Source organism: Duganella rhizosphaerae (genome assembly GCF_040364205.1).
Taxonomy (GTDB): Bacteria; Pseudomonadota; Gammaproteobacteria; order Burkholderiales; family Burkholderiaceae_D; genus Rugamonas; species Rugamonas rhizosphaerae.
This window is the reverse complement of the sequence record NZ_BPWK01000013.1, coordinates 170414-193031: the sequence shown is the minus strand read 5'-3', so window position 1 is coordinate 193031 and position 22618 is coordinate 170414. Positions and strand designations below refer to the sequence as shown.

Sequence of the window (22618 nt, the reverse complement as noted above, 5' to 3'; positions counted from 1 at the left end):
TCCCTCAGTGATGAGCGGATTTCAGCCAGCACAACGGCATTGCAGGCATGCTCGAATTGCCATGGCGTAAAAGGTATCTCGACCTCATCCAATTTTCCCTCGCTGGATTAAGTCGCTATTTCGCGCAACAGCCTGCGGCCACCGGGCATTCCAGCGATCCTGTACGCGAAAAGAGGGGTAAAGCGATTTTTGCTGACGGCATCAGTAGTAGCGGTACACCAGCCTGCGCATCGTGCCACGGTGCACACGGCGAAGGCATGGGAGCGTTCCCAAGACTGGCAGGCCAGCATGCCGATTACGTGTCGAAACAATTGAGGGTATTTCAGCGGACGGATGAACGTCCTGACAGCCCAGTAATGCAATCCGTGGCCCATACGCTGACCAATGACGACATCGTTTCCCTGGCATCGTCGTGGAATCCATTAGGTCTCGTGATTAAGGTCAAAATAGATGCTGGCTACATCAAAGATTTCAGAAAACAGTGAGCTCTTCCGCTTTTGGATGGCTCGTAGCCACACATCCAACGGATGCTACTTGGTATAATCAACACTCTTCTTGTCGCATTAATTAGCTAGACGCGAAGCCAGTGGCGACGGACTAAGCACCATACGGTCCGCGGCACCGACTATCGCATTCTTCAGGGGGCGATGTCTATGATTAAAATTCCCTCGCATCTACTTCATCAACTCGCCCCAGGTTTGGGTATGGGCTACCACTTAGTGGATGTTCAACTATACGACGGTCGATTGTTTGAAAATCTGGTCGTTGAGGACAGCCTAAACATAACTAGAAGACAGGAGGACCTATGCGGCGAAGGAAGCCTGTCGTTCACCAGCAATGATATTGCGATATTACGCTGCCACTCGTTCATCATTGGAAATCTTTGGACCAGCCGACCAAACTAGCACAACCGCCCCAGCAGCCAGACCGCCGCCCGTCCTACTGCCCTCCAACTTGATTGATCGCAAATCATACTGACAACTAACGATCCCCCCTCCGCCTGATAGCGCGTTGCAGGGCCTTGCTTATAACATCAGGTTGCTCAAATACCAGCTTTGGAGAAAGCGCATTGATCGATGACTTAATAAACGATTCGGATTCATGGAAAACAAACTCGTATTCATTATCAATAGTAATCATGTGATAGCTCTGGCCAAGAAAGAGCAATTTCTTGCTTTTCGCGCTGATATTTTCCATCAACCAGTCCGCGTTGCGTGGACTGACTGTTTCATCTTCTGTTGCATGAACGATCAAGGTCGGACAGGTCACAAGATCAACGTTCCTGCGTACATGAACAATTAACTCATCCGCTTGATTTACATGATCAAATCCTATATATGCCCCACCCGCCTCAGAGGTTTCGCTGGTTAGGATAGCTTTTTTAATTCTCGCTCTCATCTCAGGATTTTTAACCCCGAAAGGCTCTCGCTCGCGGTATTTATAATTTTTGGCCCAGGAAAAATGGCGAGCGATCGACAGGAAAGAACGGTACCAAGGTATCGCCCAGCCGTCATAAGCAATTGCGGTCGACAGCAGCACCAGGGCGGCGATGCCATCTTCCTCTGCCGCCACGGCCAAGGCCAATGTCGCCCCCATAGAAACCCCGACAATAGAGACGGTCTGGTAGATTTCCGACAGGCGTCGATACTCACGTCGTATTTCATCGATCCACTCGCGCCATTCACTACATGGTTGACCATAGCAAAACCCTGTAATATTTGGCTCGTACGTCGCGAGTCCGTTGTTGGACAGATATTTGCCTAAACGGGCTACTTCAAGGGAGCTGCTGGCTAGTCCATGAAGCAAAATAACCACATGACCAGCGCGACGATGATTGGTTTCGATTGGAGTGAATGACATGTCTTACCTAAACAAAAATTCTAAAAAATGGGCCACAGGAACACCCGTTTTTCGGCTTGGCATCGGCTTGCTATTGACCCTAGCCGCCCTTGTAATTAGAAAAATTCTTCATCCTTTTATTGAGCCGCATGTGCCGTATCTCTTTTTTGTTATTGCCAGTATTGTCACGGAATTCTTTTTTGGCGTTGCCGCGGCGTTTGTGAGCCTAATCATCGGGATGTCGTTGGGCTTATATTTTTTCATGGAACCTTACGGCACCCTATCGCTACCAACAGGCGATGATTTCATCGCCATGGCGAGCAACCTCATCATAGCAATAATCACCATCATTTTGCTTGAGTATCTTCGACGTTCGCACTACTCAACAAAATTGATGCTCAGCGTAGTTAACTCCCAACGTCGATCCCTATTGGAAGTTTACAACCAACTACTGTTTCAGCAACGCAAAAGTCGTGCTTTTGTCAAGGAAGTCACATCCTCCTTTGCTGCGATGGACCAGATCCTATTGCTCATGCCATTTGGGCATCCGCCGTATCGGATGCCGGCGTGGCATCGCATTACTGGAGGAGAAGACGGAGAAGACAAGAACCTGGAATGGCATACAATGATCCATCCAGATGAGGATGCGATGATGCAGCGTGAGTTTGAGCAGGCGGAAAATTTGCCGGTTGGTAGCAAGAAACTGCTTCGCTTTCGCGTTAAAACAGCACGCGATGATTATCAGTGGGTAGACGGTATATTGTGGACCATTCACTACCGGCAACATTGGCGAATGACTGTACTGGTCGCAAATAGTGTTGGCTAAAATGAGAATTTGTGTCGGGCTTGCAGAGAATCTGCGGTCAAGAGAGCAGCTTATTCATCCACAAAAACATAGCTAAGGATTAACTGCTCGCTAGCCGACAGCACTGCTTCCAACAGCACGTGATGTCGTTCCTGAAATCGACGATTAAGTTCCGCATCTTTGCCTAACATGCTAAAAGGAATGAGTTAACCATCTCTCGCCCCCCCCCAAGACGCACCAGAGATTGACCACATCGTCGAGGCAGTAGAGCGCGCCTGAATCCAAGTGCGCGGACTGGCGCAAGCGCATCTCGATGAGGTGAGGGCCATGCTGGCGGAAATGCTTGCGCTGGAAGCGCGCCTGACGGCCTTCGTCTGTGCTTGCGACATCACTTGCAGCGGTGGTTTGACGAGAGATTGTGTGATCATCGACGGCCTCTCGATACCGGCGGCCGGTGTCGCCACCGCCGGCTTAACATGCTGTGCCGCTCCCGCCGAAACCAGTTCCACATTGATCACCAAGGAAATGAAACGCAAATGACTATGGATTCGATCACGCTTGCCCGCACTCTTGGATTGTTCGTCGCCACCGCCGTTGCCGAGCTGATCGGATGCAACCTCTCACTATTGTGGCTGAACGGTCGCAGGGCTGCGTGGCTCGCACTGCCGGCGGCGTTCAGCCTAATGGTGTTCGTCTGGTTGTTGACGCTGCACCCTGCCGCGAGTGGCCGTGTGTATGCTTCCTACGGCGCTATCTACATTGCGATGGCAATCGGCTGGCTGGCTGTATGTTGTTGACGGGTCACGCCAGCCTGGAATGTTCATCTCGGTATCGGTTTGGCACTGACCGGCGCGCTCACCATTGTACTTGGCCATCGCACAGCGTGAAGCCGCTTCCCACTCCGTGAAGAAGGCACGAATAATTGGCGGCCTTTGATCGTCCGGCTTTTCACGACGACGATGTTAACCGCCTCCGGCGCAGCCCTATGGAAGTCGCCGGGCTGCTGAGGACTGCCCATGATAAAAAGCCGTTCTGCCCGCCGAATGACAATTTGCGCCACTGGGTATTTTGAAGAACGTCATTATCCTACATTGACGCACGCCCACGCATTGGCTCGCCGGCGACCATGTCATCATCGCCCAGGCGAACACGCCTAACGGTTGGCAAGCCGATTGGGCAAGAAGCGGCAACGTTATGCACCGCGATGCATAACGTGCGCGCAAATCCATGTGCGGTAGCGTACGGAGTTCACACTGCAATAGTGCGACACTAATTTGCGTTAGAACAAGACCTTCAAATCAATGGCTCTTGTCTTGAGAATAGCAGTTTAAAACATTCGTTTTCTTACAGTCGATACACGGTTCAAGTCGCGCCGCCGGCTATGCCGAACGTTATCAACGATAGGCGCAGCCGTAGCAAACATCCACTACAAAGGTCACAAATGAATACCTCCCCCACACCAGTTTCAAAGCCAGCCCTCCATCCATTAATTCTCGTCGCTGCCGTCGCGGTGGTGTTGGTTTGCGGTCTCGGCGCAGCAGCAATCATGGGATGGTTACCCTCTTCCGCCGGAAAAAATTCCGAGCTTCCCTTGAACGCCAACGGACAGCCGATGACAGGTCAAACGTTGCAAACGCCGACGCCACAATCTGGCGAGGCGGCATTTCACAGGAGAACATCGCCCGTCCATCATGCGCGTCCTGCAGAACACCTCGCTTCGGCAAGCCCGACTATGTGCGCGGATTGCGGCGTCATTGATGCGATCAACGAAGTTGATACGCGTGGCCAAGGCAGCGGCGTAGGGGCAGCAGGCGGCGCGGTCGTAGGCGGGCTGTTGGGTAACCAGGTAGGCAGCGGTCGCGGCCGGGAATTAGCAACTATCGCCGGCGCTATAGGTGGCGCAGTGGCCGGCAACCAGATCGAGGGCAGCGTTAAAACCAATCGTAGTTACAATATTTCCGTCCGTCTGAACGACGGTTCCTTCCGCACGTTCCATCAATCGGAGCAGCCTGGTTGGCACACCGGCGATCACGTACGCATCGTGGATGGCTCGATTCACGCCAACGGGTAGTCATACAACCGCCCCTTCAGATCAAGGCGGCACCTCCCCCCATTAAAATTCCCAAGGTGCGCAGTTGCAGGGCTTTCACCGGCATTCTTAAGCGTGGCCGAGAGACCCCTTGGGGCTCTTATAGTGCACGGCAAACACAAGAATCGGACTGGCACTTATTTTTATCGAAGGGAATCAGCGTATTTCCGCTGGGAGCCCGCTCGCAAAAGTGAGGCCGGTCAGGGCTCGCCCGGAAGTGCCGGTGCAGCCCCAGGGGCTCGACGCCACGCAGCGTGAAATGCTGGATGGCTCAGTGCATCTCGATCCACTTCCGGAAAACAGGAACAAGTTGCGGACCAGGGATATCGTCGATCCGCAACAAGCCAAACAGTTCGTCCGCATCCAGGTGGCCAAGCATCTGGAACACTGTCCGGCCGCCGGCGGCAACGCAAAGAAATCCGCGTCCCTGTCCGCCGACAATCAGTCCCTACCCACCTCCGTCAGCGCATGAACTCAAAGCGCCTTCCGGCAAAACCAATGCGGAGCAGCCAAGACCTTAGCCGGGCCGCTATACCTGCAGTTACACCTTCATCCTGGTACGGGTCACATGGGCTAGCACCGGCATCAGCAGCAGCACCAGCGGCAACTGCACCACCAGGCCCGAGATGATGGCGATGGCCAGCGGCTGCTGCATTTCCGAACCCTTGCCGATCGCGAAGGCCAGCGGCAGCAAAGTCAGGATCGCCGCCAGCGTGGTCATCGCGATCGGACGCATGCGGTTGATGCCGGCTTCGACCAGCGCTTGTTCCATCGGCATGGTACGCAACAGATCCTGCTGTTCCGAGTAGTAGAAGATCGCCACCTCGGTCGCCATGCCGATGATCATGGTCATCCCCATCATGGCGGAGATATTCAACTCCGTCCGGCTGATCCACAGGCCGGCGAACACCGCCGACACCGCCAGCAGCGCCGTCGCCAGAATCGACAGCGCGATGCGGAAGCTTTCGTACATGAACAACAGCAGCAGGAACACCAGCGCGGCCGCCGCAGCGAACACCATCAGCAAGCCCTGGAACGCGATCTGCTGTTGCTCATACAGCCCGCCCAGTGTGAAATACGCGCCGGCCGGCAGCGCGCCCGGCTCAGCCATCGCCTGCTTGACGTCGGCGATCACCGAGCCCAGGTCGCGCCCGCTGATGCGCCCGGTCACGGCCACCATGCGTTTGAGGTTTTCGCGGGCGATCTGCGGCTGGCCGGTGACTGCCTGCATCGTCGCCACCCGTTGCAAGGGAAACAGGTGGCCGTCCGGTGCGCGAATTTGCAGTTGCAGCAAGGCCGTATCGGTACTCCGCAAGGTCTTGGGTATCCACAGGCGCAGGCCCACCATTTTCGAACCAACGGCCACGCGCGTCGTCACCACGCCGTTCAGCATCGCATCGACCGACTTGCTGACCGCATCGACATCGGTGCCCTCCTGCGCCGCCTTGGCCGGATCGATATGAATTAACAGCGCATCGCCGGCCGGATTGATGCCGTTGCGCACATCGACCACGCCATTGATTTTCGCGATGCGCGCGGCGACTTTTTGCGCCGCAAGATTCAGCTGCTCGGACGTGTCAGCGAAAATCTTGATTTCCACCGGCTGCGGCACCGCGGTCAGGTCGCCGATCAGGTCTTCCATCAGCTGCGCCATCTCTATCGTCAGGCCGGGCACGTCGCGCTCGACGCGGCCGCGGATATCGTCCATCACCGCTTCCACCGGACGGCGATTGCTCGTTTTGAGGCGGATGAAGAAATCGCCGCTATTGGCTTCGCTCAGGCCGCCGCCCAAACCCGTGCCCGTGCGACGCGAGTAACTTTCCACGTCGGCTGTGCTGCGCACGATTTGCTCGACCTGGCGCAGCAGGCGATCGGTTTCGGACAGCGCGGTACCGGGTTGACTGCGGTAGTCCAGCACAAAGCCGCCCTCGTCCATGGCAGGCATAAAGCCCGAACCGACCGCCCTGTATGCCAGGACGCCGACCAGGATCAGCAGCGCCACCGCCGGCACCACCAGCAGCGGACGCAGGAACAGCGCCTGCAACGTTCTGCGGTAATGCCGGTGCACCCATTGCAGCAGACGCGATTCCGGATGCGGCTCGGCGTCACGCGCCTTAAGGAAGCGCTCGGCCAACAGCGGAACGGCCAGCCACGTCAGCAGGAAGGAGATGAACAGCGCCGCAGCCATCGTCAGCGACAGCGCCTTGAAGAAGGCGCCGGTCACGCCGCTGAGGAAGGCCAGCGGTGCAAAAATGACCAGCGTCGAGCCGCTCGACCCCGCCAGAGGACGGGTAAATTCTATCGTCGCCGACATCACGCGCTCGTGCATCGCCCCCTGCCCGCCCTGCAGCCGGCGTACGATATGCTCGATCATGACGATGGCGTCGTCGATGATCAGCCCCACCGCCGCCGCCATACCGCCCAACGTCATGATGTTAAAGCTCATGCCCAGCACCGACAACAGCAACACCGTGCTGGCCAGCACCGCCGGCACCACCACCACCGCGATCAGCGTCACCTTGAGGTTGCGCAGGAACAGCAGCAGCACCAGCGCGGACAGGCCTATGCCGATCAGCACCGCGTCGCGCACGCTGGTCGCCGATTCCGTCACCAGCTCGCTCTGATCGTACCAGCGGGCGATATGCACGCCGGCGGGGATATTGCGCTGGTACTCCGCCAGCTTGACCTTGACGTCGGCGGCGATCTGCACGCTGTTGCTGCCCGGCTGCTGGTACACCGAGAACAGCACAGCGTCGCGGCCGTCGGCGGTCACGCGCGTCCATTCCGGCACCACCGCCTGCTCCACCGTGCCGACATCGGCCAGCCTCACCATGGCGCCGGCGGCGTTGCGCAGCACGGTCTGGCGAATCTGGGCCAGGCTCTGCAGGCGGGTGTCGGACATGACGAGGTACAGCTTGTAGTGATCCTCAAGCCGACCGACCGCCGACAGCACATTGCTCGCCGCCAGCGTGCGCGCCACCTCGTCCAGCGTCAGGTCGTGCGCGCGCATGCGGACCGGATCGACCGTCACCCGATATTCCTCCAGCGCGCCGCCCATGGTCTGCACGCTGGACACGCCGTTGACGCTGGACAGCAGCGGCCGCAGCTGATATTCCGCCAGGTCGCGCAACTGCACCGGCGACAGCGTGCCGGACACCAGGCTGTAGGCGATGATCGGAAACACGGTCGGATCCATGCGCCGCGTCGTCATCTGCGTGCCTGGCGGCAGCTGGCCGAGAATCTGGGCGATGGCGGCGTTCACTTCCAGCGTGGCGGCGGCCATGTCGCGGCCCCAGTCGAAATTGATCGACACTTCCGCCGAGCCGCGGCTGGTGGTCGAGCGCAGATTGCGCACACCCGGCACGCGCCGCACCGCCTCCTCCACCGGCCGCGTCACCAGCATCTCCATCTGTTCCGCCGGTTGATCGCCGGCGTCGAGCGACACCACGGCGCGCGGGAAGGAGATGGTCGGGAACAGCGACACCGGCAGATGGAAGGCCGCCACCATCCCCGCCATGGCCAGCATCAGCAGCAGGAACAGGATGGAACGGCGGTGCGACTGGGCCCATGCGGCGACGCTCATGGCGCGCTCCCGCGCACGACGTCGCCGTCTTTCAGTTCGTAATTCCCCAGCACCACCACCGGCAACGCCGCATCGAGCGCCCCCTCGACGCCCATGGTCCGGTCGGTCTCCACCAGCTTGCGCACGTCCATGCGACGCGCCTTGCCGTTAGCCACCTGGAACAGATAGGCGCCCTGGTCGTCAACCAGCACCGCCTGGCGCGGCACCGACCATGCCGGGCGGCTGCCCAGTTCGATCAAACCCTGGAGATGGGTGCCGACCGGCATCCGCGCCTGCGCCGCGGTCGGCAGCAAGGCGATCGCCCCGGCCATCTGGGTCTTCGGATCGACCATGTTCTGGATCGAGGCGATGGTCGTAGCGACAGCCGGCGCCCCCTCCTGCAGCGGCATGAGCGTCACCTTCATGCCGGGTTTGAGTTCGGCGACGCGCGCGGGCTCGACCGCAAGCAGCACCTTCAGCGTGTCGGTGCGTCCGAGCTGCACAATGGCGGCGCCGGCCGCCACGCGGTCGCCCTGTGCGACAGGGACGGCGACGACCACGCCGTCGAACTGCGCGTTCAGGTCGACCGAACCGTGGGCGCCGTTCAGCCGCGCCTGTGCCGCCAGCATGGCTTTCGCATCGGCGGCCGCCTTGACGGCGCCGTCAACCTGGGATTGCGTCGACAACTGCAAGGCCAGCAGGTCCTGCTGGCGTTTCAGCTCATGCTCGGCGAATTCCAGCGCGCTGCGCGCCTGTTCATAGGCCGCCAGCGCAGTCGGATCGCTGGACAGGACGGCGAGCAAGTCGCCCCGGTGCAGGGCTTGACCGGGAACGACCGCCATCCGGGTCACCTGCCCGGCTTGAGGCAGGCTCTCCGATTCGACCTTGCCCGCGGCGATATCGCCGAACACGTTCATGGTCAAAGGCATGGGCTGCATGCTGATCTTGACGGTCTGTACCAGCACGCTGCCGCCGCCGGCCTCCTCGCCACCGGCCGCCGCGCTGGCGCCGCCCGATCGGACATACCACCAGGCGCCGCCGGCGGCCAATGCCAGCAGCAGCGCAGCGGCGATCAAATTCTTTCGGGTCATGGTTGAGTGCTTTCAAAGTTGGTGAGATCGATGCCGAGCAAAGTGCGCAAACCGACCCGCTGTTCCAGCAAGGCTTGCTGCAAGGCGATGCGCTCCAGTTGCTTGGCCAGCAGCGCCGAACGCGCCAGGGTATAGGCCAGCACATCGGCATTGCCGGCGCGGAAGGCCTGGTCGCTGCGCGCCAGCACATGGGTTTGTTCCTGCACGTCGGCATCCAGCCTGGCGGCCTGCGCAAGGTTGAGCGCCTGTTCGGCCAGGATGCGCTGGACATCGTTACGCGCGGCCTGGACCCGCACCTGGTATTCGTCGTAAGCCTTTTGACGGGTGGCCTGTTCGATCGCGATGTTGCCGCGATTGCGGTTCAGGAATGGCAGCGACATGCTGATGCCGATGCCGCTCGAATACACATTGCTGGAATCGCGGGCACGCGTAAAGCCCAGGCTCAACGCGGGGAACTGCGCCAGCAGCGCGCCGCGATAACGCTGGTCTTCGGCCTGATAGGCAGTCTGCAATGCGCGCAGGTCGGGACGCCGTTGGGTCATGTCGGCCAGCGCCGACTGTACCAACGCCGCGTCCACGGCGCCGACCTCGCTGTCTGGCTGGAGTACCAGGACGGTGTCTGCGGCGAGCCCCAGCAGGACGTTCAGCTCATGCGCGGCCTGGTTTTGCTGCTTCGTCAGGTCAAACAATTGACGCTCCACATCCTGCAGCGCCATCAGGCTGGGGACGGCCGCGTCGCTGTTGGCCAAGCCGCGGTCGAGTGCCTGACGAGTACGCGCGTAGCGGTCGGCGAACATCTGGCGCGTGTCGTTCAAGACAAGCATCTGCTTGCGGCCCTGCATCACCTTGATGAACAGTAGTTGTGCCTGCGAGGCGACCTGCCACTCCTGCCACAGCAGCGTGAGATCGGTTTTGGCCGCGTCGTTTTCGGCGGCGCGATGGAGCGCGCCATGCGTCAGCAGGCTGGTGATGTCGTAGTTCAGGCCGGCGCTGAACGCCCTGGTCGCCCCCGTCCCGCCGCTGTTGGACAGGTCGCTGCTGAAGGACAGCTGCGGATCGGGCAGCAAGCCGGCGGAGAACGATTGCGCGTGGGCGATCGCCGCATCGTCGCGCACCAGCCGCAAATCAGGATTATTGACCACCGCCAACATCGCCACCTCGACGATATCGAGGCCGTCGTCGGGATCAAAGCGGTGCGCCGCCATAGGCGGAAACGGCAGACTGCGGGTATCGACCACCAGCGTGGCCGGCTTGCCTTCTCGTAGCGGCAACGGCTGGTAGCTTGAGCAAGCGGTCACCAAGGCGCCAGCCAGCAGCAGGCTGAGCCGCAACAACGAAGTTTTCAGTGCCAGTAACATGGGGGGAGTCCAAACAGAGCCAACAATGCACGCAGCGTACCGGCCAGACAATTAAGTGCGCGTTAAGCCGCCGGACATGGCTGGCCCCCCATTCCCTGTCTTTCAGCTAAGTTTGCTGTAATCAAGCCTACATATTTGCTTGCCATACTTGCCGCTTGTTCAAGGTGCCGGATCGTCCGGCGCCCACGAGTTAAAGGATGGTCCAGCGTGCGCGTGCTACTGGTGGAAGATGATGACATGGTAGGCGAGGCGATGCAGTTGGCGCTCCGGCAGGCACATTTCGTGGTTGACTGGATCCGCGACGGCAGGAAAGCGCTGGGAGCGCTCTTCGCCAACTACGATATGGCGCTGCTCGATCTCGGCCTGCCGGGCTGCGACGGCATGACCGTCATGCAAGCGTTGCAGAAGAATGCGCCGCTGTTGCCGGTGATGATAGTCAGCGCCCGCGATGCCCTCGACGACCGGATACGCGGGCTGGACCTGGGCGCCGACGACTATATCCTCAAGCCTTTCGACATGCCGGAACTGCTGGCGCGCATGCGCAGCGTGCAGCGCCGCTACCGCAAGCAAAACGAACGCCACATCGGCACCGACGCCATCCGGCTCAACCTCGACTCCCTGTGCATGTGCGTGGGCGAAATCGAGGCGCCGCTGTCCCAGCGTGAAGCGTCGCTGATGCAAGCGCTGCTCGCCAGGCCGGGAGCGATCCGCTCGCGCGAGGCGCTGGAGCGCGAGGTGTATCACGGCGACGATGACGTGTCGAGCAATGCGCTGGAGTTCCTGATCTACTCCATCCGCCGCAAATTCGGCCAATCCACCATCCGCAACGTGCGCGGCATGGGCTGGGCGGTGGCCAAATGAGGCATCTGCGCTCGCTGCAAGCGAGGCTGGCGTTGTGCCTGGCAGGCGTGATGCTGGTGGCCGCCGGCATCGCCGGCACCGTGTCTTACCGCACAGCCTTCCACGAGGTCAACGAGCTGCAGGACGACCAGTTGCGCCAGATGTCGGCGCTGGCGAAGCGGCGCCATATGGCCACGCCTTACGGCCTGCAAGACCTGGACAACCATGTGGTGGACGTCGGCGCGCGCATCATGGTCCAGCTGCTGCATAACGGCACGTGGGGAGAAGTGGAAGGCGCCGAACTACCGTTGCCGCTGGCGGCCGACCTGCCGGACGGCTTGCAGACGCTGGAGGTGCAAGGCCAGCAGCGGCGCCTGTTCATACGTACCCTGCCCGGCGGCGATCGGGTGGCGCTCAGCCAAAGCACCGCCGTGCGCGATGAAGTGGCGCACAACGCCGGCAAGACCACCATCGTGCCCATCGCCGTGCTGATACCGGTGCTGGTGCTGGCGATGATCGCTCTGATACGACATATGCTGGCGCCAGTCATGCGCCTGGCCCACGAGCTGGACCGGCGCGGCGACGATCAATTGGCGCCGCTCGACGACAGCGACGTGCCCAGTGAAGTGCTGCCGTTCACCGCCGCCATCAACCGCTTGCTGCAGCGCGTCGAACAGACCATGGCGCAACAGCGGCGCTTTGTCGCCGACGCCGCCCATGAATTGCGGACGCCGCTCACCGCCATTTCGCTACAAACCGAACTGCTGGCCAGCCTGGATCTGTGCGAGCAGGCCCAGCCCAGGTTGCAGTCCCTGCAGCGCGGCATCTTGCGGGCGCGTCATTTGGTTGCCCAATTATTGCTGCTGGCCCGCCTGCAAGGCCGCGATGCCTTGAGCAGGGATACCGTCGCGGTAGGCGCGGTATGCCGGAACGTGCTGGAGGACCTGCTGCCGCTGGCCGACCAAAAACAGATCGTTCTCACCGCCAGCGTGGACATGGCTTGCAGCGTGCAGTCCAACGCGATGGACTTGAACGCCGTGCTGTGCAACCTGATAGACAACGCCATCCGCTACACCCAGCCGGGCGGCCAGGTGGACATCGATATCGCATACCGCGCCGCGGCGCTGCACATCTGCGTCAGCGACAACGGGCCCGGCGTGCCGGAGCACGAACGCGAACAGGTGCTGTCGGCATTCTATCGCGGCACGGCAGTCATCGAGTCCGGTTCCGGCCTGGGACTGGCGATCGTCCACAACATCGTCCAGCGCATGACTGGAACGATCACCCTGAGTTCCAGCCGGCCCGACGGCAGCGGCCTGACGGTGCTCATTGTCCTGCCAGCCACGAATCTTCGTCATTTTTAATGAGAGCATGTATGCAAACCAGACCATTCCAGCAAGCCTTCCTTCCCGCCCTGATCAGCCAGCTGTTCCTGATGCCGGCATACGCGGCCGAGCCGGCCGATCCAGCGCCGTCCGGCGACGCCATCCAGGTGATTGTGGTGGACGCGCAGCGCGCGACCAACTCCAATGCGCGGCAGGCGCAGGAGCAAGCGCCCAACCTGATCAACCTGATGACGGCGGCGGAGATGCGCAAGCTGCCCGACGTGAACATCGCCGAATCGGTGCGCCGCATTCCCGGCATCTCGCTGGAGACCGATACCGGCGAGGGACGCTTTGTCAATATCCGTGGCCTCGACGCCGATCTCAACAGCACGACCTTCGGCGGCCTGCGGCTGCCGCCATCGAACAACGCCACGCCGTTCGGCGGCGGCCGCGCGGTGGCGCTGGACGCGATTCCGACCGGGCTGGTCGGCGCGATCACGGTGACCAAGTCCAATCTGCCGGAGCAGGATGCCGAGGCGCTGGGCGGCACCATCGAAATCACGCCGAAGACCGCGCCGCGCAACGGCAAGCCCTTCCTTGAAGCACGCATCGGCACCGGCCGCGAATCGCTGCGCGGCACCAATATCGCCGACATGTCGCTGACCGCCGGCACCCGCTTCGGCGGCGACGCGGGCAAAGGCGACGCCGCCGTCTATTCCGACCATCCTTTCTCGATCGTGGTCACGGCTGCCTACTATGAGGACAAACGCGGCATCGACGACGTCGAACCGGCGTTCCTGGACGATGGCGTCCATTCCCCATTGACCTATGCCGGCTGGGACCAGCGCTGGTACCAGTATCACCGCCGCCGCCACGGTGTCGGCATCGACCTGGGCTACCAGCCCGATGCGCGCAACAGCTATTACATCCGCGGCTTCGACGCGGGCTATACCGAGTCGGTGTTGCGCCAGCGGCTGACCGTGACGCCGGACGGTGCGCCGGTCGCCACCCCGAGCGGCTTTATCGACGGCATGGGCGCCAATGGCTTCGACAAGACCTTGCGCGATGAACAGGAAACCATTAACAACAAGATCTTCGTGGCCGGCGGCAAAAACCAGCTGGAACACGCGGTGCTGGACTACCGCCTGGGCTATACGCGCGGCTCCTACAACAAGATGCATGACTACAATTCCGATTTTAACTACACGCCGTCTGGCGCGGCCACCGTCAGCTATGCCAATAGCGGACCGGGCAGCGTGCCGGCGTTTACCGTGAACGGCGCGGACTACCTGAATCCGGCCAATTACGCGCTGGTCAAATTGCAGAACAGTACAACGGACATATCGGACCACGAATGGTCGGTGGCCGCCAATCTCAGGTGGGATACCCGCGTCGGCGGCTACGACGAAGAGAGCTTCAAGGCCGGCGCCAGCGCCCGGCTGCGCAAGCGCGTGGTGAACGGCCAGCCCTATTCGTTCGCCAATCTTCCGGCATTGCCGCTGACCGCAGCCTCGGGAGGTCCCGGCATCGCGTTCTATGACGGTCTCTATCAGAATGGCCCGCAACTGACGCCGGGGCTGCTGCAAAACCTGTATGGCAGCAAACAGTTCGTGTTCGCCTCCGACGCCCAAAACGCCGCGCTTCAGTATCTGCAAGACAAGGAAGACGTCTACGCGGGCTACGGCCAATACCAGATGCGTTCTGGCGCACTGGGCATCACCGGCGGCTTGCGGGTGGAGGCGACGCGTGCCAACTACGCGGCCAATGCCAAGGGCGCCGACGCCGACGGCAATACCCTGATCCAGCCGGACAGCCGGGACCGCAACTACGTCAACTGGTTCCCCAGCGTGCAGGCACGCTATGAGCTTGGCGAGTCGACGCTATTGCGCGCGGCCTTCTCGTCCACCATCGCCAGGCCCGGCTTCAGCCAGGTATCGGCTGCGCTCAATATCGATCCCGGCGCCAACACCGTCACCCGCGGCAATCCCGACCTGAAGCCGACCACAGCAAATTCATTCGACCTGTCGTTCGAACGTTATTTGGCCAACGCCGGCATCGCCTCCATCGGCATTTTCGACAAAGAAATCAGCAATTACATCGCGGCCAGCCAGACCAACCAGACCTTCCCCAACAATGGTTTGTTTGCCGGCTTTGTCGGCGTCGCCCACGTCTACTCGTTCGCCAATGTCGGAAAGTCGGTCGCGCGCGGCCTGGAGTTGAACTACGAGCAGCGCTTCACCGCCTTGCCAGGCTGGCTGGGCGGCCTTGGCGCCAGCGCCAACTATACCTTTGTCGATTCGCGCTTCGAGATCCGCCCCGGCGAAACCTCGACCTTGCCATCGACTTCGCGCAACACGGTCAATGCGGCCATCTTCTACGAAGCCGGCCCGTGGAATCTCCGTCTCGGCATGTACACGCTGTCGCGCAATTTGTGGGCGATCGGCAGCAGCGCCGCGCTCGACGTGTATTCCGAGCGCCGCACGTCATACGATTTCGGCGGCTCATACGCGCTCAACAAACACGTCTCGCTGTATCTCAACGCGAAAAACCTCAGCGACACGCCGCTCAAGTTTGCCGAAGGCACAGCGAACCGCACCATCCAGCGGGAATTCTACGGCGCCACCTATCAGGCCGGCGTCAACCTCAGCTATTGATACTCCCTCACCTCTTTGGACCATGACATGAAACACACCACACGCTTTGCCGGCCTGCTTGCCCTGCTGCTGGGTTCCTTCGTAACGCCATACAGCACGGCCGCCACGCCCGAATTTGCCATCCGTGACCGCATCGCCTTGAGCGGCGACGGCAAATGGGACTATGCCAGCATCGACGCCAGCCACCAGCGGCTGTACATCACACACGGCAACCAGGTTCAGGTGGTCGAACTGGGTACGCATCAGATAGCGGGCGCCATCACCGGCACCGAAGGCGCGCACGGCGTTGCCTTCGCGCCGGAACTGAACCTGGGCTTCATCAGCAACGGCCGCTCGGACAGCGTCACCGTGTTTGCGCTCGACAGCCTGGCCGTCAAGCAGCAAGTCAAGGTCAGCGGAAAAAATCCTGACGCGATCCTCCATGTTCCGCAAGTCCATCAGTTGTACGTCTTCAACGGCAATAGCGCCAACGTCACCGTGTTCGACGTGCCAAGCATGCGCATCGTCTCGACCATCAAAGTCGGCGGCCGTCCGGAGTTCGCCGTGAGCGACGGCGCCGGTCGCATCTACCTCAACATCGAGGACAAAAACGCGATCGAAGTGATCGACATTGCGGCCGGCAAGGTCGTCGCGCACTGGCCGCTGGCCGGCTGCGAGGAACCGACCGGGCTGGCGCTCGACATTGTCCACGCGCGCTTGTTTTCAGTATGCAAAAACAAAGTGGCGATGGTGGTCGATGCGAGGGATGGGAAGCACGTGGCCGACTTTGCCATCGGCGCCCATCCTGACGCCGCCATCTACGACGCCGCCACAGGCCGCATCTACGTCTCCAACGGCAACAGCGCCACGCTGACCGTGGCTCAGCAACTATCGCCCGATCGTTATCGCGTAGTGGCCAACGTGCCGACCACGGCTGGCGCGAAGACGATGGCGTTCGATCCCGCGACCAGGTACGTATATCTGCCGGCGTCAATGGACGGAACGTTGAAGGTGCTGGTGGTCGCGCCCGCAGACAAATAATCCAGGCGGACCGACCGGTCCCGACAGCGCCGTCAAGCCGTGCTACGTACCTGCGCCATCACGGCGGCCGTCCGGCCTTCTAAGGCTTGTTGGCGGCAATCTTTGCTTACAATCCTTGCGCCTGCCGATCGCCCGTGCGCGCCTCCGCTTCAGGGTCTCGTCGCCCAAGTCGATGGCCGCAGCATGGCCGACTGACAGCAAGGCGGCCGTTGCGCCTAGAGTCTGTAATTTCATCGAGTAGTCTCCGGTGGAGGCCGTCGGCTATGGAACCGAGGCGACGACTTTGACAGTGTCGTCGACCGCCGGCTTTTCTATGCTGCCGATGGCGTTTAGTTTGTCGGCCACGGCTTTTTTCACTTCGGCACGGCTCTTGTATTGCTTGAGCGCCCCCCAATGGAGTGCACGCCAGCGCGCGCCTGCAGGTACTTGCCGGACGGCTTCGGCGTAGCGAATTGCTCGGGCTCCTTCCAGAAAGGTAAAGCTATTACGTACCCTCGTCGTACCCATGAATACCAGGTAGAGCGCTTCCAGCGGCGTCGCGATTGTCCCGCGCCCGACGCCCCATGATCGCGAGCATCTCTCCAGACTCGATCTTCAGGTCCACGCCACGCAAGGCGTGCACGTCGATGTCGCCGACACGGTAGCTGCGACTGAGGCCCGTCGCGTTGATGCAGGGGCGGGACGGGCATCGCCGTTGCGGTTGTCGATCAATATGGGGTATTGCGAATTGGGACGGTCCTTGTCGACCTGCGCGCGCGCCCTGGCCAGCACTGCCGTTTCCTGCGCTACGGTCGACCGGTACGGACGCGGATCGAATTTCGCGCATAGTTGTCCGGCATTTACGCGCATGTTGAAATCGCAGGAAATTGTCCGAATGACACCGGAAAATTAGGACCTTACCTGAATCACTGTGTCTGGATTGACCGTGCCACTCGATCTGACGGCGGGGGCGGCGGCGCCGCGCTCGACGGAGGCGGCAAGATAGCTTGGCGTTGCAGGCGCGCGGGTGCGCCAAAGAGAGACCGCCGCTAGCAGAGTTGCCAGACCGAGCAGGCCTAGCAGCCATGATCGCTTCATGCCGTGCCGCAGTTGAAACCGGCTGCCCCGCCGCATGTCCGACGCCGTTGCAGGGGCCGTCGTTTCAGGAGCTACCGTGTGTTGAAATCGCTCATACACCACCGTCCCGACGCAAGGCGTCAACGGAATAGGCTGATGATAATGCAATCACGCCACGCGCCAAACCAGCCAACATTCCTGCTCTATGCGAGCACCGTCGGCAAAATTCCACGCATGATGTGGATCAATCGCGCCACCGTTCAACTCGCCGCGAAAATTATCTGGCGTGGGCGCGCCGGCCGGCTTCTTTTACGCGATACATGGCGGCGTCGGCCTGCGCAACGGCGGCCAGGCTGGAATCGGGCGGCGCCTCGAAACAAATGAAGCCGATGCTGGCCGTGATCGCAAAACCGGCCTCAACCATGCGTTGGGCAACCTCCTCCGTCAACTGCTTGCAGAAGTGGCCGCACTCCCCGGCCGGCATGCCTGGCATCAGAACAGCGAACTCATCGCCACCGAAGCGTGCCGGCAAATCGGACGCCCGCACCGACCGCGCGAGAATGGACGCCAGCAGGCGCAAGGCATCGTCGCCGGCGCCGTGTCCACGGGTATCATTAAGCGCTTTGAACCCGTCCAGGTCGATTATGGCCAGCGATAGCGCGCGGCCGCTGCGCCGCTGCCGGACAATCTCGGCATCGAGCGCCGCGATGAAGGCGCGCCGGTTGGCGATGCCCGTCAACTCGTCGCTGGTCGCCAGATCGATTGCACGCTGATGGTTGATTCTCGCCATCCCCGCCAGCGTCATTGCCACCAGCAAGGACAGGGCCGCAACGGAGGCGTCGACGATGTACTCGATCGATGGAATTTTTTCTTGCGCGTATGTCACCAACTGAAGCACCATCGACATCGCGAATGCGACGCCCTGCAGCCAGCGTCGCTCGCATTTCAAGGCGATCACGGACACGGGAAAGATGTATAGCGTATGCAATCGAATGTCGCTGCCAGTCAGATAGTCGACGACGAAGATTGCCAATTCCACGGCCAGCGCGCCACTGAACACCAGCCATTGTTGCCTAGCATGCGACAGATTCGCATATGCGCGTCGCGCCGCATCGGTCAGTCTGTTCAAACACCGCTCCTCGATCATATTTCCCGGTACACACTGCAACAGGTAGAAGGTGCACCGCGCGCCGACCAATTTTAACCCCGGAAAATGTCGAACGGTTCGATCCACAAAACTTTTCGGATGCCGATATAGCTAGAAATCGCGGCAATCAGCAGTACCATGCCGAACGCCAGCCCCCGGTTGCCAAACGTGATCAGTGACGCGCAATCGGATAGCCGCAGCTTGGCAAGGGCCAACAACAATGTGCACAGTCCTGCGCCGATGCCATAGCCAGTCAGAGCTGTAAATATGGACTGAAACAGAATCATTCCAGCCAGCTCCCTTCCCTTGGCACCCATGGATTTCAGGGCGCCGAATTTGTCACGACTTTCGAGAATGAAGGTATAAAAATTTTGACCCGAGATAGACAGGCCGACGATGAAGCAGATCGCGGTCATCAACGGGATATTCGTGCCGATGCGAGGCTTGTACTTGTAGAAATTGCTGATGCGGTCGATAAATTCCTGCTTGGTCAAGGCCAGGTAGCCCAACTGCGCCACCGCCTGTTTGATGCGCGCCACCGCTTGTGCATCGTTGAGCTCGACCAACACATATGACGCCGTGAAACGCGTCGTTGGCAAATACCGGATGGCGCGGCTGTATGTGGTGCACAGGGTCGGTACGCCGAACAGGCCGCCGGCGGCGACCCTGGCGATGCCGGCCACCACGCCTCTGTGAACGTTCAGTTCGAATTCCGTGCCGAGCACGGGATCTTCCAGCTTCTTGAATTCGGCATCGCTGAGGACAATGAAGCCGTTTTCGGGGTAGATGTCCTCGATGTTGCCGCGTTCAAGCACACGCCGGCCGAACGGGCTGCTGTCGTCCAGGCCGATCACGCTCACGGCTTGCAAGGCTCCGCTGCGCAGCTTGACCAGCGCGCCGCCCGAGCAGAGCGGCACCGCGTAGCGCACGCCAGGCAAGCTGCGTACGGCGTCGAGCAGATAATCGGGCAGCGGAATGGTGTTGACGACCGTGTTCACGGCCGGGTCCATCACCCACACGCTGGCGCCGATGTTGCTCACCGTGGCGGAAGAGTGGCTCAGGATACCGGAGAATATCGACGTCATCTGCACCATCACGATGGTGCGCTCCGCCTGGGCGACGGCGCTGGCGATGCCCTGCGGGAAGAAGGCGATTCACGCTTCTCAGTCGCCCTCAGTGCGGGTACAGAACAGCAGGCGGTAGTATTCAGCTTGATACTGCTTCAGATAGCCGCAGATGTAGAGCAGCCTGCATCAAGTGCCAGTGTTCCAGCAAGGCGGAATCAGCAGGCGGCCTATCCTGCCGTTGCCATCGCGGAAGGGGTGAATGGTTTCGAATTGGGCGTGAATCAGCGCGACCTTGACCAGCGCTGGCAAGCCGGTCTGGTTCGTGTGGATGAAGCGTTCCAGGTCACCCAGAAATTCGGTGACGCGTTCACGCGGCGCAGCGACGAAGGCCGCTTTGCCGGTGAAGATACCGCCGCCCCGATTTTGCGAGCGTCGCACTGCGCCGGGCTACTTGCCGGCGCTATGCGCGCCATCCCGCAGCAAGCGGTGCGCCTCGCAGATCAGGCGCACGCTGATGGGCACTACGGGCGGCTTGGAGGTCGACCTGCACCAAGCGAAATGCGCGCAAGTAGTTGATGATTTCTTCCACGCCGGCCAGGTTGTCCACCTCCATGCCCGCTTCGCTTTCGAACAGATCGTCGAGCGTGGCTTGGGTCCATCCGATCTGGGAGGTCAGCCATGCTTCCTTGCGCACGGCGCCATACAGCAGGCAGTCCTCCGAGAGCACAAAACCGGCGACGCCATTGAACCGCGCTAGGGCCAGTTCTGCCAGGCGGTTGGCGCTGGCGTACGAGTCGGTGTCCAGCCGCGGCGTGTCCGGTGGCAGCGGATGCGGGACGAAGACGCGGACGCTCTCAGCCAATCTTGTAATGGCGACTGTCGTTCCGGTGGCGGGCGCCATGTTAAAGAATCCTTGAATAGGAGCCGCCTTATTAAAACATTCTTCAAAACGATGGTTGCCTGGATACCAGCACTTGAAGGTCGATGGGGGGTAAGCTGCGCGCTCCAGGGTGACCAAGCCGACGCGTCAACTGCGTTGACAAGCCCGGTGTGGTTGCCACAGTTGAAGTGACTATATAAATGTCGATGTATCAATCATTACAAAATCGTAATCCGTGCGCTTGACGGCATGCCCTAACATAGTCCCCGACGCGACATGGATGGTCCGTGTCAATCGGCTATGTGGCCGAATACGCATCGATATGAAAGCGTGACCGGATCAAGCAGGCAGTTCGATCGAGCTTCCTGCAATTTTTTGCTTTGAAGGCGTACATGCATGGCGCTGCAGCCGCGCCATGCATGACAGAATCTTAGGAGGCTTGAACTTGAATCGTCGAGAATTTATGCGACATGCGCTATATTTTTCAGTCGCCAGTTCGCCGTTGACCCTGTCCGCATGTGGTGGCGGGACCTCCGGCGCCACAGCAGGGCAAACCAGTTCACCGCCGGACATACTTGTCGTTCAGCCGCCATACAAAGGCAGCGGGCCGTTCGATTTTATGCCGACCAACGATATCAGGTACTGGAATAGCGACGTGTCGCCTGGATTGACGGTGACCGTTGATCCGAGTGTGACGTTTAAAGATGGCGAGCCTACGATTCGCATCGACATACCGCCAGGTGTAAGCCAGGGGACCAAGATCAAGGTCGGAACCAACGGAGCAGCCGGAAACGGTGTGCCGCGCATTCCAGATGCATGGGATTTGAAGCGATTTGGCTATGCCATGAAGACGACGAATGCGTCGCTGTTTCTGGATGGTGCGAATACTTATCTGGGCGACAGCAGGTATACGAATTTCTGGTGCGCCGGTATCAATGCTACGCATTACGGCGACGGCATTGGTGATACTGCCATGCTGGTTGATAATCAGTGGTTCTGCCCGAAGGCCGCAAACGCCGTCGGCACCATCATCGGCGCGCCCACGGCCTCCAATCTGGCCCGCTGCAAGATGACATTCACCCTCGCAGCAACGACAACGAAAACCGAATCGATCTGGATCGGGTTTGTGGGCGCGCTGCCTAAGCGCACTTTGCCCACTGTCATATTGTCATTCGATGACGGATTTTTGGCATGGGACACGTATTTGATGGACCGCCTCAAACAGTACGATTTGCCGGCATCGTTCGCGATTGTGACGGGTTTGTTGGGTAAGCCCAATTACATGAGCGCTGAACGGGTGACGGCCCGCTTTAACGAACCTGAAGCACTGTTTGACTTTGTCCTGCACCAGAGCGTGCACGACAGTCTGGCAGCGCAGGGTGACGCGAGGTATCTGCAAAATCTGTTGATTGGCCGCGCGGGAATGCGCGAATTGGGCATCACTGGAGACGGGCCAAATCATCACGTCTGGGTCGAGTCTGTGTGGGACAATACGAGCATTGCGGCGTTGCAAGCAGCTGGCTTTCTGTCTGCTCGCGCTGCCGGGTACACCCCCGAATCCGGCATGGATGGGCTCTATTACACGGGCAACGATAAGCAGGTATTCAAGCTCAATACCGCAAAGGTCAATCTCACCTATGACGCCACGTTCGTGCAAGTGCAGGCGGCCATCCAAACCGCAATGGCGGATGGTTCATATGTGTTTGTGAATGGACATGACATCGTCAACTCGCCGTCTTCAACTTATCAATGGTCCTACGACAACATGGATTTGCTGCTCGCTTGGCTTGCTGGTCAGGTCGCTGCCGGCGCGCTGGAAGTCAAGTCGCACAGCAAATGGTTTGCCGACGCGACGGGCCGGCCTTGCAACCGCCGATAACTTGCC

General features: G+C 60.3%; 18 protein-coding genes and 2 pseudogenes. 11 read left to right on the top strand and 9 right to left on the bottom strand.

Annotated features, from left to right (window positions below):
* Positions 1 to 47: 47 nt before the first annotated feature.
* Positions 48 to 485 (top strand): c-type cytochrome, encoded by a 438-nt coding sequence (locus tag RUGAMON1_RS24550; RefSeq protein ID WP_445232975.1) that lies wholly within the window; start codon positions 48 to 50, stop codon positions 483 to 485.
* Between the two features lie 496 nt (positions 486 to 981).
* On the opposite strand, the gene RUGAMON1_RS24545 is transcribed toward RUGAMON1_RS24550, so the two are convergent.
* Positions 982 to 1860 carry an alpha/beta hydrolase gene (locus RUGAMON1_RS24545; RefSeq protein ID WP_445232974.1) on the bottom strand — a complete coding sequence of 293 codons (879 nt, stop codon included), beginning with the start codon at positions 1858 to 1860 and terminating at the stop codon, positions 982 to 984.
* Between RUGAMON1_RS24545 and RUGAMON1_RS24540 the strand changes: the two genes are divergently transcribed.
* From RUGAMON1_RS24540 to RUGAMON1_RS24520, 5 genes and pseudogenes are all read left to right on the top strand, one after another.
* Entirely contained in the window at positions 1859 to 2665 is an 807-nt protein-coding gene (locus tag RUGAMON1_RS24540; RefSeq protein ID WP_445232973.1) for a DUF4118 domain-containing protein, read from the top strand. The two genes, RUGAMON1_RS24545 and RUGAMON1_RS24540, sit on opposite strands and share 2 nt — an antisense overlap.
* 306 nt (positions 2666 to 2971) lie before the next feature.
* Positions 2972 to 3184: a hypothetical protein gene (locus RUGAMON1_RS24535; RefSeq protein WP_445232972.1), complete on the top strand. Its 213-nt coding sequence runs from the start codon at positions 2972 to 2974 to the stop codon at positions 3182 to 3184.
* A 2-nt stretch (positions 3185 to 3186) separates the two neighbouring features.
* A pseudogene (locus RUGAMON1_RS24530) lies at positions 3187 to 3426 on the top strand (YnfA family protein); the annotation flags it as partial.
* A gap of 659 nt (positions 3427 to 4085) precedes the next feature.
* Entirely contained in the window at positions 4086 to 4715 is a 630-nt protein-coding gene (locus tag RUGAMON1_RS24525; protein ID WP_445232971.1) for a glycine zipper 2TM domain-containing protein, read from the top strand.
* Between the two features lie 241 nt (positions 4716 to 4956).
* Complete coding sequence (locus tag RUGAMON1_RS24520; RefSeq protein WP_445232970.1) at positions 4957 to 5205, top strand: hypothetical protein; 249 nt, start codon at positions 4957 to 4959, stop codon at positions 5203 to 5205.
* Positions 5206 to 5274: 69 nt separating this feature from the next.
* Here RUGAMON1_RS24520 and RUGAMON1_RS24515 read toward each other — a convergent pair whose 3' ends face one another.
* From RUGAMON1_RS24515 to RUGAMON1_RS24505, 3 genes are read right to left on the bottom strand one after another with little or no spacing between them, the layout of a single operon-like run.
* Entirely contained in the window at positions 5275 to 8316 is a 3042-nt protein-coding gene (locus RUGAMON1_RS24515) for an efflux RND transporter permease subunit (protein WP_445232969.1), read from the bottom strand.
* Positions 8313 to 9386: an efflux RND transporter periplasmic adaptor subunit gene (locus RUGAMON1_RS24510; protein ID WP_445232968.1), complete on the bottom strand. Its 1074-nt coding sequence runs from the start codon at positions 9384 to 9386 to the stop codon at positions 8313 to 8315. The genes RUGAMON1_RS24515 and RUGAMON1_RS24510 overlap by 4 nt, the downstream gene beginning before the upstream one ends.
* A complete protein-coding gene (locus RUGAMON1_RS24505; protein WP_445232967.1) occupies positions 9383 to 10744 on the bottom strand; it encodes a TolC family protein in 1362 nt (453 codons plus the stop codon). The genes RUGAMON1_RS24510 and RUGAMON1_RS24505 overlap by 4 nt, the downstream gene beginning before the upstream one ends.
* A gap of 207 nt (positions 10745 to 10951) precedes the next feature.
* Here RUGAMON1_RS24505 and RUGAMON1_RS24500 point away from each other — a divergent pair, with 207 nt between their 5' ends.
* From RUGAMON1_RS24500 to RUGAMON1_RS24485, 4 genes are read left to right on the top strand one after another with little or no spacing between them, the layout of a single operon-like run.
* Positions 10952 to 11605 carry a response regulator gene (locus RUGAMON1_RS24500; RefSeq protein ID WP_445232966.1) on the top strand — a complete coding sequence of 218 codons (654 nt, stop codon included), beginning with the start codon at positions 10952 to 10954 and terminating at the stop codon, positions 11603 to 11605.
* A complete protein-coding gene (locus RUGAMON1_RS24495) occupies positions 11602 to 12948 on the top strand; it encodes a sensor histidine kinase (protein ID WP_445232965.1) in 1347 nt (448 codons plus the stop codon). The genes RUGAMON1_RS24500 and RUGAMON1_RS24495 overlap by 4 nt, the downstream gene beginning before the upstream one ends.
* Before the next feature lie 11 nt (positions 12949 to 12959).
* Positions 12960 to 15563 carry a TonB-dependent receptor gene (locus RUGAMON1_RS24490; RefSeq protein ID WP_445232964.1) on the top strand — a complete coding sequence of 868 codons (2604 nt, stop codon included), beginning with the start codon at positions 12960 to 12962 and terminating at the stop codon, positions 15561 to 15563.
* Positions 15564 to 15590: 27 nt separating this feature from the next.
* A complete protein-coding gene (locus tag RUGAMON1_RS24485; RefSeq protein WP_445232963.1) occupies positions 15591 to 16583 on the top strand; it encodes a YncE family protein in 993 nt (330 codons plus the stop codon).
* 261 nt (positions 16584 to 16844) lie between these two features.
* On the opposite strand, the gene RUGAMON1_RS24480 is transcribed toward RUGAMON1_RS24485, so the two are convergent.
* The 5 genes and pseudogenes from RUGAMON1_RS24480 to RUGAMON1_RS24460 all read right to left on the bottom strand — a co-directional run bounded on the left by RUGAMON1_RS24480 (position 16845) and on the right by RUGAMON1_RS24460 (position 20754).
* Entirely contained in the window at positions 16845 to 17090 is a 246-nt protein-coding gene (locus RUGAMON1_RS24480) for a hypothetical protein (RefSeq protein WP_445232962.1), read from the bottom strand.
* A gap of 826 nt (positions 17091 to 17916) precedes the next feature.
* Complete coding sequence (locus RUGAMON1_RS24475) at positions 17917 to 18768, bottom strand: GGDEF domain-containing protein (protein WP_445232961.1); 852 nt, start codon at positions 18766 to 18768, stop codon at positions 17917 to 17919.
* 71 nt (positions 18769 to 18839) lie between these two features.
* Positions 18840 to 19883: pseudogene (locus RUGAMON1_RS24470) on the bottom strand (FtsX-like permease family protein); the annotation flags it as partial.
* A gap of 156 nt (positions 19884 to 20039) precedes the next feature.
* Positions 20040 to 20291, bottom strand: a complete 252-nt coding sequence (locus RUGAMON1_RS24465; protein WP_445232960.1) for a Fic family protein — start codon at positions 20289 to 20291, stop codon at positions 20040 to 20042.
* Positions 20292 to 20313: 22 nt separating this feature from the next.
* Complete coding sequence (locus RUGAMON1_RS24460) at positions 20314 to 20754, bottom strand: Fic/DOC family N-terminal domain-containing protein (RefSeq protein WP_445232959.1); 441 nt, start codon at positions 20752 to 20754, stop codon at positions 20314 to 20316.
* Positions 20755 to 21178: 424 nt separating this feature from the next.
* Here RUGAMON1_RS24460 and RUGAMON1_RS24455 point away from each other — a divergent pair, with 424 nt between their 5' ends.
* Positions 21179 to 22612, top strand: a complete 1434-nt coding sequence (locus tag RUGAMON1_RS24455) for a polysaccharide deacetylase family protein (protein WP_445232958.1) — start codon at positions 21179 to 21181, stop codon at positions 22610 to 22612.
* Positions 22613 to 22618: the final 6 nt, after the last annotated feature.

Excerpts from the sequence above, each read along its gene's own strand:
- RUGAMON1_RS24550 (WP_445232975.1), top strand. The coding sequence starts at position 48 with ATGCTCGAATTGCCATGGCGTAAAAGGTATCTCGACCTCATCCAATTT.
- RUGAMON1_RS24540 (WP_445232973.1), top strand. The coding sequence starts at position 1,859 with ATGTCTTACCTAAACAAAAATTCTAAAAAATGGGCCACAGGAACACCC.
- RUGAMON1_RS24545 (WP_445232974.1), bottom strand. The coding sequence starts at position 1,860 with ATGTCATTCACTCCAATCGAAACCAATCATCGTCGCGCTGGTCATGTG.
- RUGAMON1_RS24535 (WP_445232972.1), top strand. The coding sequence starts at position 2,972 with ATGCTGGCGGAAATGCTTGCGCTGGAAGCGCGCCTGACGGCCTTCGTC.
- RUGAMON1_RS24525 (WP_445232971.1), top strand. The coding sequence starts at position 4,086 with ATGAATACCTCCCCCACACCAGTTTCAAAGCCAGCCCTCCATCCATTA.
- RUGAMON1_RS24515 (WP_445232969.1), bottom strand. The coding sequence starts at position 8,316 with ATGAGCGTCGCCGCATGGGCCCAGTCGCACCGCCGTTCCATCCTGTTC.
- RUGAMON1_RS24510 (WP_445232968.1), bottom strand. The coding sequence starts at position 9,386 with ATGACCCGAAAGAATTTGATCGCCGCTGCGCTGCTGCTGGCATTGGCC.
- RUGAMON1_RS24505 (WP_445232967.1), bottom strand. The coding sequence starts at position 10,744 with ATGTTACTGGCACTGAAAACTTCGTTGTTGCGGCTCAGCCTGCTGCTG.
- RUGAMON1_RS24495 (WP_445232965.1), top strand. The coding sequence starts at position 11,602 with ATGAGGCATCTGCGCTCGCTGCAAGCGAGGCTGGCGTTGTGCCTGGCA.
- RUGAMON1_RS24490 (WP_445232964.1), top strand. The coding sequence starts at position 12,960 with ATGCAAACCAGACCATTCCAGCAAGCCTTCCTTCCCGCCCTGATCAGC.
- RUGAMON1_RS24485 (WP_445232963.1), top strand. The coding sequence starts at position 15,591 with ATGAAACACACCACACGCTTTGCCGGCCTGCTTGCCCTGCTGCTGGGT.
- RUGAMON1_RS24480 (WP_445232962.1), bottom strand. The coding sequence starts at position 17,090 with ATGGGTACGACGAGGGTACGTAATAGCTTTACCTTTCTGGAAGGAGCC.
- RUGAMON1_RS24460 (WP_445232959.1), bottom strand. The coding sequence starts at position 20,754 with ATGGCGCCCGCCACCGGAACGACAGTCGCCATTACAAGATTGGCTGAG.